The 13,760-nt window shown below is 73.3% G+C and carries 13 protein-coding genes; 8 read left to right on the plus strand and 5 right to left on the minus strand.

Going from position 1 to position 13,760, the window contains the following annotated elements:
• Nucleotides 1–6: 6 nt before the first annotated feature.
• Nucleotides 7–879, plus strand: coding sequence for an acyl-CoA thioesterase (locus ACZ7LK_RS16590; RefSeq protein WP_392273409.1), 873 nt, complete (start codon nucleotides 7–9; stop codon nucleotides 877–879).
• 30 nt (nucleotides 880–909) lie between these two features.
• Here ACZ7LK_RS16590 and ACZ7LK_RS16595 read toward each other — a convergent pair whose 3' ends face one another.
• The gene (locus ACZ7LK_RS16595) at nucleotides 910–1,152 is read right to left on the minus strand and encodes a DUF6011 domain-containing protein (RefSeq protein ID WP_392273408.1); all 243 of its coding nucleotides are present in this window, start codon (nucleotides 1,150–1,152) and stop codon (nucleotides 910–912) included.
• Between the two features lie 85 nt (nucleotides 1,153–1,237).
• Here ACZ7LK_RS16595 and ACZ7LK_RS16600 point away from each other — a divergent pair, with 85 nt between their 5' ends.
• Entirely contained in the window at nucleotides 1,238–1,723 is a 486-nt protein-coding gene (locus ACZ7LK_RS16600; protein WP_392273407.1) for a glutathione peroxidase, read from the plus strand.
• 43 nt (nucleotides 1,724–1,766) lie between these two features.
• Nucleotides 1,767–2,537: an alpha/beta fold hydrolase gene (locus ACZ7LK_RS16605; RefSeq protein WP_471141399.1), complete on the plus strand. Its 771-nt coding sequence runs from the start codon at nucleotides 1,767–1,769 to the stop codon at nucleotides 2,535–2,537.
• A 51-nt stretch (nucleotides 2,538–2,588) separates the two neighbouring features.
• Here ACZ7LK_RS16605 and ACZ7LK_RS16610 read toward each other — a convergent pair whose 3' ends face one another.
• The 4 genes from ACZ7LK_RS16610 to ACZ7LK_RS16625 are packed head-to-tail and all read right to left on the minus strand — an operon-like array spanning nucleotide 2,589 to nucleotide 6,820.
• A complete protein-coding gene (locus tag ACZ7LK_RS16610; RefSeq protein ID WP_392273405.1) occupies nucleotides 2,589–3,206 on the minus strand; it encodes a thermonuclease family protein in 618 nt (205 codons plus the stop codon).
• Between the two features lie 51 nt (nucleotides 3,207–3,257).
• Nucleotides 3,258–5,543, minus strand: coding sequence for an ABC transporter permease (locus ACZ7LK_RS16615; RefSeq protein ID WP_392273404.1), 2,286 nt, complete (start codon nucleotides 5,541–5,543; stop codon nucleotides 3,258–3,260).
• Between the two features lie 6 nt (nucleotides 5,544–5,549).
• Entirely contained in the window at nucleotides 5,550–6,308 is a 759-nt protein-coding gene (locus tag ACZ7LK_RS16620; protein WP_469462625.1) for an ABC transporter ATP-binding protein, read from the minus strand.
• Nucleotides 6,305–6,820: a PadR family transcriptional regulator gene (locus ACZ7LK_RS16625; protein ID WP_392273402.1), complete on the minus strand. Its 516-nt coding sequence runs from the start codon at nucleotides 6,818–6,820 to the stop codon at nucleotides 6,305–6,307. Before ACZ7LK_RS16625 ends, ACZ7LK_RS16620 begins: the two co-directional genes overlap by 4 nt.
• A 124-nt stretch (nucleotides 6,821–6,944) precedes the next feature.
• Here ACZ7LK_RS16625 and ACZ7LK_RS16630 point away from each other — a divergent pair, with 124 nt between their 5' ends.
• The 5 genes from ACZ7LK_RS16630 (at nucleotide 6,945) to ACZ7LK_RS16650 (ending at nucleotide 13,720) form a co-directional block, all read left to right on the plus strand.
• Nucleotides 6,945–8,219, plus strand: coding sequence for an ABC transporter substrate-binding protein (locus ACZ7LK_RS16630; RefSeq protein ID WP_392273401.1), 1,275 nt, complete (start codon nucleotides 6,945–6,947; stop codon nucleotides 8,217–8,219).
• 227 nt (nucleotides 8,220–8,446) lie between these two features.
• Nucleotides 8,447–10,138, plus strand: coding sequence for a glycoside hydrolase family 13 protein (locus tag ACZ7LK_RS16635; RefSeq protein WP_469462629.1), 1,692 nt, complete (start codon nucleotides 8,447–8,449; stop codon nucleotides 10,136–10,138).
• Nucleotides 10,135–11,460, plus strand: a complete 1,326-nt coding sequence (locus ACZ7LK_RS16640) for an ABC transporter substrate-binding protein (protein ID WP_392273399.1) — start codon at nucleotides 10,135–10,137, stop codon at nucleotides 11,458–11,460. The genes ACZ7LK_RS16635 and ACZ7LK_RS16640 overlap by 4 nt, the downstream gene beginning before the upstream one ends.
• Before the next feature lie 5 nt (nucleotides 11,461–11,465).
• Nucleotides 11,466–12,800 carry a carbohydrate ABC transporter permease gene (locus ACZ7LK_RS16645; protein ID WP_392273398.1) on the plus strand — a complete coding sequence of 445 codons (1,335 nt, stop codon included), beginning with the start codon at nucleotides 11,466–11,468 and terminating at the stop codon, nucleotides 12,798–12,800.
• On the plus strand, nucleotides 12,797–13,720 hold the full coding sequence (locus ACZ7LK_RS16650; protein WP_392273397.1) for a carbohydrate ABC transporter permease: 924 nt from the start codon (nucleotides 12,797–12,799) through the stop codon (nucleotides 13,718–13,720). Before ACZ7LK_RS16645 ends, ACZ7LK_RS16650 begins: the two co-directional genes overlap by 4 nt.
• Nucleotides 13,721–13,760 lie beyond the last annotated feature (40 nt).

Genomic DNA, 13,760 nt, shown 5'->3' on the forward strand with positions numbered 1-13,760 from the left:
ACGTGGATGACCAACCCCGCCGAGAGACTCGTCGATCTGCTCGACCTGGAGCGGATCGAGGTCGACATCTTCCGTGGCGCGAGCCCCCAGGAGTCCCTGCAACGGGTCTTCGGCGGGCAGGTCGCCGGGCAGGCGCTGGTCGCGGCCGGCCGCACCACGGAGGGCGACCGGCCGGTCCACTCGCTGCACGCGTACTTCCTGCGGCCCGGCATCCCCGGCCTGCCCATCGTGTACCAGGTGGAACGGGTGCGGGACGGACGGTCGTTCACCACCCGGCGGGTGACGGCGGTCCAGCGCGGTAAGACGATCTTCAACCTGACGGCGTCGTTCCACCAGCCGGAGGAGGCGGGCTTCGAGCACCAGTTGCCCCCGCGCCTGGACTTCCCGCCGCCGGAGGACCTGCCGTCGGTGGCCGACGAGGTGCGCGACCACCTGGGGGCGCTGCCGGAGGCGATGGAGCGGATGGCCCGCCGGATGCCGTTCGACATCCGGTACGTCGACCGGCTGCGCTGGTCGGCCGACGAGGTCAGGGGCGCCGACCCGCGCAGCGCGGTGTGGATGCGCGCGGTGGGCCCGCTGGGCGACGACCCGCTGGTGCACACGTGCGCGCTGACGTACGCCTCGGACATGACCCTGCTGGACGCGGTCCGCATCCCGATCGAACCGCTGTGGGGCCCGCGGGGGTTCGACATGGCGTCGCTGGACCACGCGATGTGGTTCCACCGCCCGTTCCGTACGGACGAGTGGTTCCTGTACGACCAGGAGTCCCCCATCGCGACGGGCGGCCGAGGCCTGGCGCGGGGGCGGATCTACGACCGGGACGGCCGGCTGCTGGTGTCGGTGGTGCAGGAGGGCCTGTTCCGCCCCCTGCACGGCTGACGCCCGGGCCGGTGGCCCGGGACGCCCGGGTCAGAGGCCCGGCAGCGCGTCCTGCTCGACCTCGTGGCGGCGGGTCCTGATGGCGGGGCCCGCCGGATGCAGCTTGGCGTCGCAGGCGGGTCCGAGCCCGGTGCGGCGGGAGGCGGCCCCGGTGAGCGGCCGCCCGCACAGTCCGCACCGCACCGGGCGCGCGTCGGCGCCGGCGCTCCGGCCGGTCCCGGTCTCCGTCCCGGCCGTGGGCTCGGTGCCGGGGAGGGCCTGTTCCTGGTGCATGCCCGCCTGTCTACCAGGCGGGCGTGCTTTCATCGACCCTGTCAGCGACCCTGACAGGTCCGTCCTTCGAAGAGGAGTCCCCCTCATGTCCCTGTACGACATCCCGCTGCGCACCCTGTCCGGCGACCCCACGACCCTGGCCGCGTACGAGGGCACGGCGGTCCTGGTGGTCAACGTGGCGTCCAAGTGCGGCCTGACCCCGCAGTACGAGGGCCTGGAGCGGCTCCAGAAGACGTACGGCGACCGGGGCTTCACCGTGCTGGGCGTGCCGTGCAACCAGTTCGGCGGCCAGGAGCCCGGCACCGCGGAGGAGATCGGCACCTTCTGCTCCGCGACGTACGGAGTGACCTTCCCGATGCTGGAGAAGACGGACGTCAACGGCCCGGGCCGGCACCCGCTGTACGCGGAGCTGACGCGGACGGCGGACGCGGACGGCGAGGCCGGGGACGTCCAGTGGAACTTCGAGAAGTTCCTGGTCTCCCCCCGGGGCGAGGTCACCCGCTTCCGTCCGCGCACCGAGCCGGAGTCGGGCGAGCTGGTCGCGGCGATCGAGGCGCTACTGCCCGCCTGAAATCCCTGGTCACCGGGGAGGTGCACCAGGTAGCCTCCCGGCGATGACACTTTCTTATGATCATGTGGCCGGAGACGGCCCCGCAGTGGTACTCCTGCACGCCGGCGTGTGCGACCGGCGGATGTGGGACCCCCAGTGGCCCGCCCTGAGCGCGGCCGGATACCGGCTGGTCCGCTGCGATCTCCGCGGTTTCGGCGCGACCCCCGCCCCGGACCGGCCCCACAACGATGCCGAGGACGTACGGGACCTCCTCGACGCCCTCGGCATCGAGCGGGCCGTGCTGGTGGCCTCCTCGTTCGGCGGGCGGGTCGCCCTGGAGGTCGCCGCCCGGTGGCCGGAGCGGGTCGGCTCCATGGTGCTGCTCTCGCCGGCCGTGGACGGGCACGAACCGAGTGCCGCGCTGCGCGCGTTCGGTGCCCGGGAGGACGAGCTGCTGGAGGCCGGGGACGTGGCGGCGGCGGTGGAGCTCAACGTCGACACCTGGGTGGGCCCGGAGGCCGACGAGACCACCCGGGACGCGGTCCGCCGGATGCAGCGCCACGCCTTCGACGTCCAGCTCGCGGTGACGGAGGAGTTCGGGCGGATCCGCCACGAGGCCGACCTGTCCGCCGTGACCGCCCCGACGGTGGTCCTGTCCGGGGCCCATGACGTGGCGGACTTCCGCCTGATGGCCGCGGAGCTCCCGGGCCGGCTGAAGGACGCGCGGCACGTCGAACTGCCCTGGGCCGGCCATCTGCCGAGCATGGAGCGGCCGGCCGAGGTCACGGACCTGCTGCTCGGCCTGCTGCGGGAGGCGGCTCCGGCCGGAGCGTGACCCGGCCGGGCCGGGCCGTGGCGCGGGCGGCCCGGCGGCGGCGCGGCGGGGTCACGGGGTGGTGCCGCAGGCGGCCCAGAGCCCCGCGCCGGACCGCCGGGCCGCGCTCTCGGCCCGGGAGATCCGCGGCCAGTGCGCGTCGTTGGGCGCGTACAGCACGGCCCTGGCATAGCCGTCCCGGACCAGGGCCTCGTTGACGAAGACACCCCGCTCGTTCCACACGTACAGCAGGTAGCGGCCGTAGGGGTCCTTCGGGTCCTGGTCCGTCTCCGCGTTGAGGGTGCTGCCGGGCGGCAGCAGGCTCGCGGTGCGGGCGGCCGCCTCGGCGCTGAAGCAGTCGCCGTGCTCGGGGGTGTCGATCTCCAGCAGCCGGACCCGGGCGCGGGTGCCGGCGGGGATCAGCCGGCCGTCGCCCCGCACTTCGACGGTGTCGCCGTCGATCACCCGGAGGACGACCGGTCCCCGGGGCGGGGGCACGGCGGGCTGTTCGGCGGGGGGCCGGGGCAGGACCGGTTCGCGCCCGTCCGGTACGCCGGGGGGACGGGGTTCGACGCCGGCGGACCCGGGCTCGTCCTTCGCCGCTTCCAGCAGCCCGCCCAGGCCGCCGAAGGCGATGACGGCGACCAGCGCTGCCAGCAGTGCGGTGAGCCAGGGGCGCCTCGGGCGCATGTCGCCCCCTCTCCGGAGGGGTGTCCTCCAGTACAGCACCCCCGGGCCCGGTCAGGCCACCGCGCTGAGGTTGTCCGCGAGCCGGCGGCGGGTGGCGCGGGCGGCCGGCAGCACGGCGAGGGCGGCCGCGCCGGCGACCGCGGCCAGGACGAGCGCCACGAGGTGGAGCGGGGGCGGGGCGTGGGCGATGCCTGCGCCGATGCCGGTGGCGTGGGCCTCGTGGTCGATCAGCCAGTGGGCGAAGGGGACGCCGAGGGCGGTGCCCAGGAGGGCGGCGGCCAGGGCGGTGCAGCCGATGGCGGTGACCGTGACCGTGGTGATCTGGCGCGGGGACAGGCCGATCGCCTTGAGGGCGAGCAGGTCCCGTTCGCCGTCCCGGACGGTGCCGCCGATGGCGGTGGACAGTTCGGTGAGGCCGATGAGGGCGAGGACGGTGATCAGCCCGGCGACGACGCCGCGCAGTGCGGACAGCCGGTCGGCGGGGCTGGTGACCTCGTGGACGTCGAGCCTGCCGCGGGAGGCGGCGGTGAGCTCGGTGCCCACGGTGCGGGGGTCCGCGCCGGGGCGAAGCTGGAGCTGGTAGAGGCTGGGGCGCAGACCGGGGTCGTTCTCGCGGAGGGTGTCCAGCGAGGTGGAGACGACCCGGCCGCCGTTCTCCGGTTCGATGCTCCGCCCGACGATGTGCAGCACTTGCGGGTGACCCCCGACGGTCAGCCGCACCCAGTCGCCCACGCGGGCGCCGAGCAGGTCGAGCAGGCCCTGGCCGGCGACGGCCTCGTCGGGGCCGTGCGCGGGGCGGCCGTCGGCGATGGAGTACGGGTAGGGGCGCTCGCGGGTGCCGAGGCCGCGCAGGGCGATGGTGCCGGTCTGGCCGGGGACCAGGGCGGCGACCTCCAGGCCCGGGTGGGCGGCGGTCACGTCCCGGTGGGCCCGGAGCAGCGCGGCCGCCTCGCGGTCGGTGAGCGTGCCGTCGGGGCGGGCGGTGAGCGCGGCGGCGAGGCCGAGCTGTTCGGGGCGGCTGTCGAAGCGCTCGATGGTCGTCCAGGCGCCGAGCGCCACGGTGATCAGCAGCAGCGGCAGGGCGAGGCGCACGATGGCGGCCGGGGCGCGCCGCCCGCGTCCGAACGCCCGGTGCCAGCCGAGGACCAGCGGGGGCGGTACGCGCAGCCCGAGCGCGCCGCGGGCGGCGCCGGACAGCCCGCCGCCCGGGGCAGCGGCGGCCGGGAGCACGGGTACGGGCGGTACGCGGCCGGCCCGCCAGGCGGCCAGGCAGGTGGCCGCTCCGATGAACAGGACGGCCGCGACGGGGACGAGGAGGAGCACCGGGAGCTGGCCGGGCAGGCCCTGCCACACCTGGACGGCGTCACCGAGCCGCCCCGGCAGCCGGGCGCCCAGCGTCCGGACGACGGTGACGGCCAGGGCCGCGCCGAGCACGGCGAACGCCAGGTGCTGGACGAGGAAGATCCGTACCACCTGGCCGGGGGTGAAGCCGACGGCCTTGAGCACCGAGATGTCCCTGAGGTGGCCGCGCACCCGGGTGCTGATGGCGCCGAACACGGCCAGCGCGGCGGCGATCAGGGCGCCGAGGCCGAACAGTCCGAGGACCTGGCCGAGGAGCCGGGTGTCGCCCTGTGCCTCGGCGCGGGCCTGCTGCCAGGTGGCGACGTCGTTGACGGCGCCCGCGCCGATGGTGGTGACGGCGCGCTGGACGGTGTAGTCGGTGTCGTCGGGGTCGGCCAGCCGCAGGCCGACGACCTGGCCGGCGCTGCGGTCGCCGGGCACGGCGCGGGGCAGCGCCCAGATGGTGCCGGGCCGTTCGCCGGGCCGGTAGCGGCGTTCGGCGGTGTCGGCGGTGCCGAGGACGGTGACCGTGCGTCCCGCGACGGTGAGCCGGTCGCCGGGTTCGGCCCACAGGGCGCGGGCGAGCCCCGCTTCGAGGACGACGCCGTCGGGGGTGGCGGGGTCGAGCCAGCGGCCCGAGGTCACCAGCGGGCGGCTCGTCGCGGGCAGCCCGGGGCCGGTGGCGCGCAGTTCCACGCCGGCGCGGGCGCCGCGTGAGGCGGCGGTGGTGGTGGCGGTGCGGTACGGGCCGGCGACCGCGGCGACGCCGTCGAGGCCGGCGAGCCGGCCGGTGTCGGCGGCGGGCCCGGTGTGGAGCCAGACGTGGGCGCCCCGGGACTGGGTGAAGACCCGCTGCCAGGGGTTGGTGGCGTACCCGAACAGGGCGGTGGCGAGGAGCAGGGAGGCGACGATCCCGGCGGTGGCGGCGACGAGGAACAGTGCCTCGCCCCGGTGGGTGCGCAGATCGGCGTGCGCCCAGCGCAGCATGGCCCGCACCGCCGGTCAGTCCTTCGGTGCGTCGAGGTCGATGACGCCGGTCGGGCCGGTGCGGCGCGGTGGTGTCGCGCCGAGTTCGGCGTCGTCGGCGATCCGGCCGTCGAAGAAGCTGATCACGCGGTCGGCGGCGCTGGCGAGCCGTGCGTCGTGGGTGACGAGGACGATGCTCTGGCCGCGCCGGTGGAAGCGGGTCAGCAGCCGCATGACCTCCCGGGTGCCCTTGCTGTCGAGGCTGCCGGCGGGTTCGTCGGCGAGGAGCAGGCGCGGCTGGTTGACCAGGGCGCGGGCGAGGGCGACGCGCTGCTGTTCGCCGCCGGAGAGCTCGCCGGGCATGCTGCGGGCCTTGTTCTCCAGGCCCAGTTCGGCGAGGAGCTCCTCGCGCTCGGCGCGGGCCTGTCGGGCCGGGGTGCCGGCGAGGAGGGCGGGCAGTTCGACGTTGTCGGCGACGGTGAGGTTGGAGACGAGGTTGAAGAACTGGAAGACGATGCCGATGCTGCGGCGGCGTTCGACGGCCCAGCGTGCCTCGCTGTAGTCGTCGGTGCGCTCCCCGTCGAGCCAGAGGGAGCCGCTGTCGGGGCGCTGGAGGCCGCCGAGGAGGTGCAGGAGCGTGGACTTCCCGGCGCCGGAGGGGCCGGTGACGGCGACGAACTCGCCGTGCCGTACCTCGAGGTCGACGCCGCGCACGGCGTGGGCGGGCGCGCCTTCGCCGTGGTGGGTCTTGACGAGTCCCTCGGCCCGCAGGAGGGGTGGGGAGGTGTCGCTCACCGCAGGTCCTCCAGTTCCTCCTGGCAGCGCTCCAGCCAGTCGAGGTCGGCCTGGAGGTGGAGCATGGCGCCCTCGATCAGCAGGTGCGATATGCGGTTGTCCCGGTCTTCGGCCGCGGCCAGCTTGGAGAGGTTGCGCATGGTGTTGAGGTACTCGCGTCGCTGTTTGTTGATGAGGCTGATCTGGTCGGCGAGTCCGGTGCGCGGGGCGAGGGCGAGTTTCATGAAGAACTCGTCCCGGACCCTCGGTTCGTCGGCCGTCTCCTCGAACCAGGCGCGCAGTGCTTCCTGCCCGGCGTCGGTGAGACGGTAGATCTTCTTGTTGGGCCGGCTCTCCTGGGCGATCTCCTCGCCCTCGATGAGGCCGGACTTCTCGAGCCGGCCGAGGGTCACGTAGATCTGGCCGACGTTGGTGGGAGGGTACGCGGAGCCCAGCAGTTGCTCAAGGTCCTGCTTGAGCTCGTAGCCGTGCGCCGGGCCGCGGGCCAGGAGGGCGAGGAGGGGAAGGCGCACTCGTGCTGTCCTCCTCCGTGTGCTCCCGATGTGATGTGGGCTCTAGTATCGCCCATGCCTAACGGGTATACATGCCCGAGACGCGGACGCCGATGTCTCGCGCCGGGTGCACTGGGAGGAACCTATGCGGTGGATACGTGCCGCGGGTAGGGGGCTCCTGGTCGCGCTGGTCGTCCTGACCGGTTACGCGGCGTCCGGCACCGCCCCCGCGGGCCGCGCGCCCGAGGGCGGGCGGGGTCCGATGACGCTGGCCACGGCCGGCGACCTCACCGGCTACCTGGGCCGGGTGCTCGACGGGTGGAACCGCGCGCACCCGGGCGAGAGGGTCACGCTGGTCGAGCTGCCGGACTCGGCGGACGAGACCAGGTCCCAGATGATCACCGATCTCCGCTCGGGCGGCGGCCGGTTCGACGTGCTCAACATCGACGTGGCGTGGACGTCGGAGTTCGCCGCCGCCGGGTGGATCGCGCCGGTGGACCGTGAGCGCTTCCCGCTGGCCAGTTTCCTGCCGCCGGTGGTGGACACGGCGACGTACGACGGGCGGCTGTACGCGGTCCCGTACGTGACGAACGCCGGGATGCTCTTCTACCGCAAGGACGTCCTCGACCGGGCGGGCGTGCGGCCGCCGCGCACCTGGGCGGAGCTGGAGCGGCAGGCCAGGACCCTCGCCCCGCGGTACGGCCTGGGCGGGTACGCGGGGCAGTTCCTGCCGTACGAGGGGCTGACGGTGAACGCCGCCGAGGCCGTGTACTCGGCCGGCGGCACGATCCTGGGCGACGAGGGCGAGCGGGTCACGGTGGACTCCGCGGCGGCCCGCGCGGGGATCGGTTTCCTGGCGCGGGGCGTGCGGGACGGCTGGATCCCCCGGGAGGCGCTGTCGTACACCGAGGAGGAGTCGCGGCAGGCGTTCCAGGAGGGCCGGCTGCTGTTCCTGCGCAACTGGCCGTACGCCTGGGCGGGCGCGTCCGGGAGGGACTCCCGGGTGGCGGGGAAGTTCGGCGCGGTGCCGTTGCCGGGGCCCCGGGGGCCGGGCACGAGCGTGCTGGGCGGGTCGAACCTGGCGGTGAGCAGTCATGCGCGGCACCCGGAGTCGGCGCGTGACCTGATCGCGTACCTCACGAGTGAACAGGTGCAGCGCCGCGTGCTGGCCGAGGGCGCCCTGCCGCCGGTGCGGGCGGCGCTCTACGGGGACCCGGTGCTGGTGCGGCGGTTCCCGTATCTGCCGGCGCTGCGGGCCAGTGTGCTGGCGGCGGCCCCGCGCCCCAAGAGCCCGCACTACGAGCAGGTCAGCCTGGCCGTGCAGGCCGTGGTGCACGACGCGATGGCGCAGCACCAGTCGCCCGAGGAAGCCGTGCGGCGGCTGGCCGGGGAGCTCGCGGCCATCGCCCGTCGCCGCTGACGTTCCCACCTCGTCACCCCCTCCCCTCTCCCTAGTTACCTGTTAGGTAGCTTTGTCATGGCCGCCTCATGAACGCGTCCCGCATATAAGGGACATACATCCTCAATTGCCGCTGGTTTCCGCACCATCGTTGACACCTTCTCGTCATGGCTACTTAACATGCATGCATAACCGCTACCCGCTCTGGATGGCGCGCACCCCTTCACGAAGAAACAGGTCAACGGGTGATGCTCACCGCTCCGGCCGACGACGGCCTCTCGCAGCACCTCACGCACCGCACGGCCCACCCCTGGTGGCGCGACGCGGTGATCTACCAGGTGTACGTCCGCAGCTTCCTGGACAGCACCGGCGACGGCATCGGCGACCTCGCCGGGGTCCGCGCCGGACTCCCGTACCTGAAGAAGCTCGGCGTCGACGGCATATGGCTGAGCCCCTTCTACCCGTCCCCGCAGGCCGACCACGGCTACGACGTCGCCGACTACTGCGACGTGGACCCCGTCTTCGGCGACCTCGACGAGTTCGGCCGGCTGGTGGGAGACGCCCACCGGCTCGGCATCAAGGTGCTGCTGGACATCGTCCCCAACCACTGCTCCAGCGAGCACGCCTGGTTCCGCGAGGCGCTCGCCGCCGCCCCCGGCAGCGAGGCCCGCGCCCGGTTCCACTTCGCCGAGGGCCGCGGCCCGGGCGGGGACGTGCCGCCCAACAACTGGCACGCCATGTTCGGCGGACCCGCCTGGAGCCGGGTGACCGAGCAGGACGGCACGCCCGGCCAGTGGTACCTGCACATGTTCACCCCAGAGCAGCCCGACCTGAACTGGCGCAACCCCGAGGTGGCCGCCCACTTCGACCACGTCCTGCGGTTCTGGCTGGACCGGGGCGTCGACGGCTTCCGGATCGACGTGGCGGCGGGCCTGTACAAGCACCCCGACCTGCCCGACTCCCCCGACCCCGAGGCCGACGCCCGCACCCGCGACTCGGTCAACCCGCTCGCCTGGAACCAGCCCGAGGTGCACGACGTGTGGCGGCACTGGCGCGCGGTGTGCGAGGAGTACACGGCCCGCGACGGCCGCGAGCGGCTGCTGGTCGGCGAGGTCTCCGTACCGACCGCCCGGGAGCACGCCAAGTACGTCCGCCCCGACGAACTGCACCAGGCGTTCTTCTTCGACCTGCTCAGCGCCCCCTGGGACGCCGCCGCCTTCCGTACGGTGATCGACGAGGCCGTCCGGGACATCGCCGGCACCGGTTCCACCGTGACCTGGGTGCTCAACAACCACGACCAGGTGCGCACGGTGACCCGCTACGGCGAGTCCGGCACCGAGGGCAGCGGCCTGGGCGCCGCGCGGGCCCGGGCCGCCGCGCTGCTGATGCTGGCGCTGCCCGGCGCCGCGTACATCTACCAGGGCGAGGAACTGGGCCTGCCGGAGGTCGTGGACCTGCCGGACGAGGTCCTCACCGACCCGATCTTCCGGCGCACCGGCAGCCGGGCCCGCATCCGGGACGGCTGCCGCGTCCCGCTGCCGTGGTCGGGGCACGCCTCGCCGTTCGGGTTCAGCACCGGCGCCGAGAGCGCCAAGCCGTGGCTGCCGCAGCCCGGCTGGTTCGCCGAGCACGCCACCGACCGGGCGCTCGCCGACACCCGCTCTTTCTGGCACCTGTACCGCGACGGGCTGCAACTGCGGCGCGGCCTGCCGCAGTTGGGCGAGGGCACGATGCGGTGGCTGGAGTCGCCGCCCGGTGTCCTGGCCTTCGAACGCGGCGACGGACTCGTCTGCGCCGTGAACTTCACCGCCGACCCGGTGCCCGCACCGGTCTCCGGCGCCCCCCTGCTGTCCAGCGGCCCTTGCCCGGCCGGCGTACTGCCCGGTTCCACCGCCGCCTGGTGGACCGGTGACCACACCACCTCGGAGGTATCACGATGATGACGCGACGACGGATGGCGATGGCGTGCTGTTCGGCGCTGACCCTGGCCCTCGGGGCGACCGCCTGCGGCGGCGACCCGGTGAGCGCGGGCGGCGGCGACAAGGCGCTCGGCGGCCAGACGCTGAACGTGGCCGGTGTGTGGTCGGGCGCCGAGCAGAAGAACTTCCAGAAGGTGCTGGACGCCTTCACCGAGAAGACCGGGGCCAAGACCCGGTTCACGTCGACCGGTGACAACGTCTCCACGGTCGTCGGGAGCAAGATCGAGGGCGGCAACGCGCCGGACGTGGTGATGGTCCCCCAGGTCGGTGTGCTCCAGCAGTTCGCGAAGAAGGGCTGGCTCAAGCCGCTCCCCGACAGCACCGTGAAGACGGTCGGCACCAACTTCGCCCCCGTCTGGGCGTCGTACGGCTCGGTCGACGGCAAGCTGTACGGCCTGTACTTCAAGGCCGCCCACAAGTCGACCGTCTGGTACAGCCCGGAGGCGTTCGAGCAGGCGGGCGTCAAGCCGCCGAAGACGTACGAGGAGATGCTCAAGAACGCGCAGGCCGTCTCCGACTCCGGCCTGCCGGCCTTCGCGGTCGCCGGTGAGGACGGCTGGACCCTCACCGACTGGTTCGAGAACATCTACCTCTCCCAGGCCGGTCCCGAGAAGTACGACAAGCTCGCCCGGCACGAGATCCCGTGGACCGACCCCACCGTGGTGAAGGCCCTGACCACCCTCGGCAAGCTGTTCTCCGACAAGAAGCTGATCGCGGGCGGCCAGAAGGGCGCGCTGAGCACCGACTTCCCCGGCTCCGTCGAGAAGGTCTTCGGCCCCGACCCCGAGGCCGGCATGGTGTACGAGGGCGACTTCGTCGCCGGGATAGCCAAGGACCAGTTCGGGAAGAAGATCGGCCAGGACGCCACCTTCTTCCCCTTCCCGGCGGTCACCGGCGGCACGGCCCCCGTGGTCAGCGGCGGTGACGCGGCCGTCGTCCTGAAGGACGGCAAGAACCAGAAGGCCGCGGAGGCGTTCCTGGACTACCTGGCGACGCCCGAGGCGGCGGCCGTGTGGGCGGAGGCGGGCGGATTCCTGTCCCCCAACAAGAAGCTGGACCTCGCCTCCTACGGTGACGACACCGTGCGCAAGACGGCCAAGTCGCTCATCGACGCCGGGGATTCGGTGCGCTTCGACATGTCGGACCAGGCACCGGCCTCCTTCGGCGGCACCAAGGGCGTCGGCGAGTGGAAGCTTCTCCAGGACTTCCTGCGCGACCCGTCGAACCCGGCGGCCACCGCGGCGGCGCTCGAAGCCGCGGCGGCCAAGGCGTACAAGGGCTGACGACCATGACCACCCTCACCACTCCCGTGGGGGCCGCGAGTCCCCGGCGGCGCGCCCAGCGCCGCCGGCGGACCATCGCCGTGGCCTTCGTCCTGCCGGCGCTGCTGCTCCTGGGCGCGCTGGTCGTCTACCCCGTCCTGTTCTCCGTCGGCCGCAGCTTCTTCGACGCGGCCGGCACCCGGTTCGTCGGCGGGGAGAACTACGCGGAGATGTTCCGCGACCCCGCGACCCTGACCGCCATCCGCAACAGCGCCATCTGGGTGGTGGTCGCCCCGACGCTGCTCACCGGGCTCGGGCTGATCCTCGCCGTGCTGGTGGAGAAGGTCCGCTGGGCCACCGCGTTCAAGCTGCTGCTGTTCATGCCGATGGCCGTCTCCTTCCTGGCGGCGGGCATCATCTTCCGGCTCGCCTACGAGGAGGACCCCGACAAGGGCGTGCTCAACGCGGCCGTCGTCGGCGTGCACGACGCGGTCGCCGGGTCGTCCTCCTACCCCGCCGCCCGTCCCCGGGAGGACCAAGGCGTCCGGAAGGCCCCGGACGGTTCGTACGGCACCGCCGAGGCCGTCCCGGCCGGCGGCACGGTGAACCTGGGACTGGTGGGCGTGCCGCCCAAGGAGATGCCCGCCGACGCCGAGCCGGCGTCCCCGGCGAAGGCGGCCGCGAACGAGCTGCGGGGCGTGGTCTACCTGGACTTCACCCCCGGCGGCGGAGGGCGGCCGGGCGAGATCGACCCCGCCGAACGCGGCCTGCCTGGCCTGACGGTGGAAGCCGTACGGGACGGGAGCACCGCCGCCACGGCGACGACCGCGGCCGACGGCTCCTTCCGCCTGACCGGGCTGGAGGCGTCGGGCACGTACACGGTCAAGCTGCCCGCCGCGAACTTCGCCCCGCCCTACGAGGGCGTCTCCTGGCTGGGACCGGCGCTGGTCACTCCGGCGATCATCGGCGCCTACCTGTGGATCTGGACCGGCTTCGCCATGGTGCTCGTCGGCGCCGGGCTGTCGTCGCTGCCGCGCGACGCGCTGGAGGCGGCCCGGATGGACGGGGCGAGCGAGTGGCAGGTGTTCCGCCGGATCACCGTGCCGCTGCTGGCGCCGGTGCTGACGGTGGTGTTCGTGACGCTGGTGATCAACGTGATGAAGGTCTTCGACCTCATCTACATCATCGCCCCGGGCCCGGTGCAGGAGGACGCCACCGTCCTCGCCACCCAGATGTGGCTCGTCTCCTTCGGCGGCGGCAACAACCAGGGGCTGGGCAGTGCGCTCGGCGTGCTGCTCCTGCTGCTGGTCATCCCCGCCATGGTGTTCAACGTCCGCCGCTTCCGCAGGAGCCAGTCATGAGCGCGACCGTCACCGCACCCCCCTCGGAACCGTCCACCCCTCCTCCCCCGCCGGTCCGGCCGGCACCCGCCCGGCATCCGGGCGGCCGGCTCCGCCGCTGGCTGGCCAACGGCCTGGTACAGGCGTTCCTCGTGGTGGTCGGCCTGATCTGGATCACCCCGGTGGCCGGGCTGCTGCTGTCCTCGATGCGTTCGGCCAACGACAACGCGGCGAGCGGCTGGTGGACCGCGCTCACCAGCCCGGGGCAGTTGTCCTTCGACAACTACTCGGCGCTGCTGGGCAACGCGGGGATCACCCGGGCGTTCTGGAACACGGTGCTGATCTCGGTCCCGACGACCGTCCTCGTCGTGGTGATCGCCGCGCTCGCCGGGTACGCGTTCGCCTGGCTGGAGTTCCCCGGCCGGGACTGGATCTTCCTGCTGGTGGTGGCGCTGCTGGTGGTCCCGGTCCAGGTGGGCCTGCTGCCGGTCGCCAAGCTCTTCGGGCAGCTCGGTCTGTTCGGCACCATCCCCGGCGTGGTGCTGTTCCACGTCGCCTACGGACTGCCGTTCGCCGTCTTCCTGCTGCGCAACTACTTCGCCGACATCCCGCGCGAGATGCTGGAGGCCGCCCGCATGGACGGCGGCGGGGAGTGGCGGATCTTCACCCAGCTCGTGCTGCCGGTGGGACGGCCGGCCATCGCGAGCCTGGCGATCTTCCAGTTCCTGTGGGTGTGGAACGACATGCTGGTGGCGCTGCTCTTCGCCGACAGCTCCGCCCAGCCGCTGACCGTGGAACTCCAGTCGCAGGTGCGCCAGTTCGGCAGCAACATCGACGTGCTGGCGCCGGGCGCCTTCCTGTCCCTGATCGTGCCGGTGGTGGTCTTCTTCGCCTTCCAGCGGCACTTCGTGCAGGGGGTGATGGCCGGATCGGTGAAGTGACCGGTCCGGGTGGTACGGGCGGGGCGCCTCTCACGGGGGA

The sequence above is a fragment of the Streptomyces sp. NPDC039423 genome (assembly GCF_055598725.1).

Excerpts from the sequence above, each read along its gene's own strand:
- ACZ7LK_RS16590 (WP_392273409.1), top strand. The coding sequence starts at position 7 with ATGACCAACCCCGCCGAGAGACTCGTCGATCTGCTCGACCTGGAGCGG.
- ACZ7LK_RS16595 (WP_392273408.1), bottom strand. The coding sequence starts at position 1,152 with ATGCACCAGGAACAGGCCCTCCCCGGCACCGAGCCCACGGCCGGGACG.
- ACZ7LK_RS16600 (WP_392273407.1), top strand. The coding sequence starts at position 1,238 with ATGTCCCTGTACGACATCCCGCTGCGCACCCTGTCCGGCGACCCCACG.
- ACZ7LK_RS16605 (WP_471141399.1), top strand. The coding sequence starts at position 1,767 with ATGACACTTTCTTATGATCATGTGGCCGGAGACGGCCCCGCAGTGGTA.
- ACZ7LK_RS16610 (WP_392273405.1), bottom strand. The coding sequence starts at position 3,206 with ATGCGCCCGAGGCGCCCCTGGCTCACCGCACTGCTGGCAGCGCTGGTC.
- ACZ7LK_RS16630 (WP_392273401.1), top strand. The coding sequence starts at position 6,945 with ATGCGGTGGATACGTGCCGCGGGTAGGGGGCTCCTGGTCGCGCTGGTC.
- ACZ7LK_RS16635 (WP_469462629.1), top strand. The coding sequence starts at position 8,447 with ATGCTCACCGCTCCGGCCGACGACGGCCTCTCGCAGCACCTCACGCAC.
- ACZ7LK_RS16640 (WP_392273399.1), top strand. The coding sequence starts at position 10,135 with ATGATGACGCGACGACGGATGGCGATGGCGTGCTGTTCGGCGCTGACC.
- ACZ7LK_RS16645 (WP_392273398.1), top strand. The coding sequence starts at position 11,466 with ATGACCACCCTCACCACTCCCGTGGGGGCCGCGAGTCCCCGGCGGCGC.
- ACZ7LK_RS16650 (WP_392273397.1), top strand. The coding sequence starts at position 12,797 with ATGAGCGCGACCGTCACCGCACCCCCCTCGGAACCGTCCACCCCTCCT.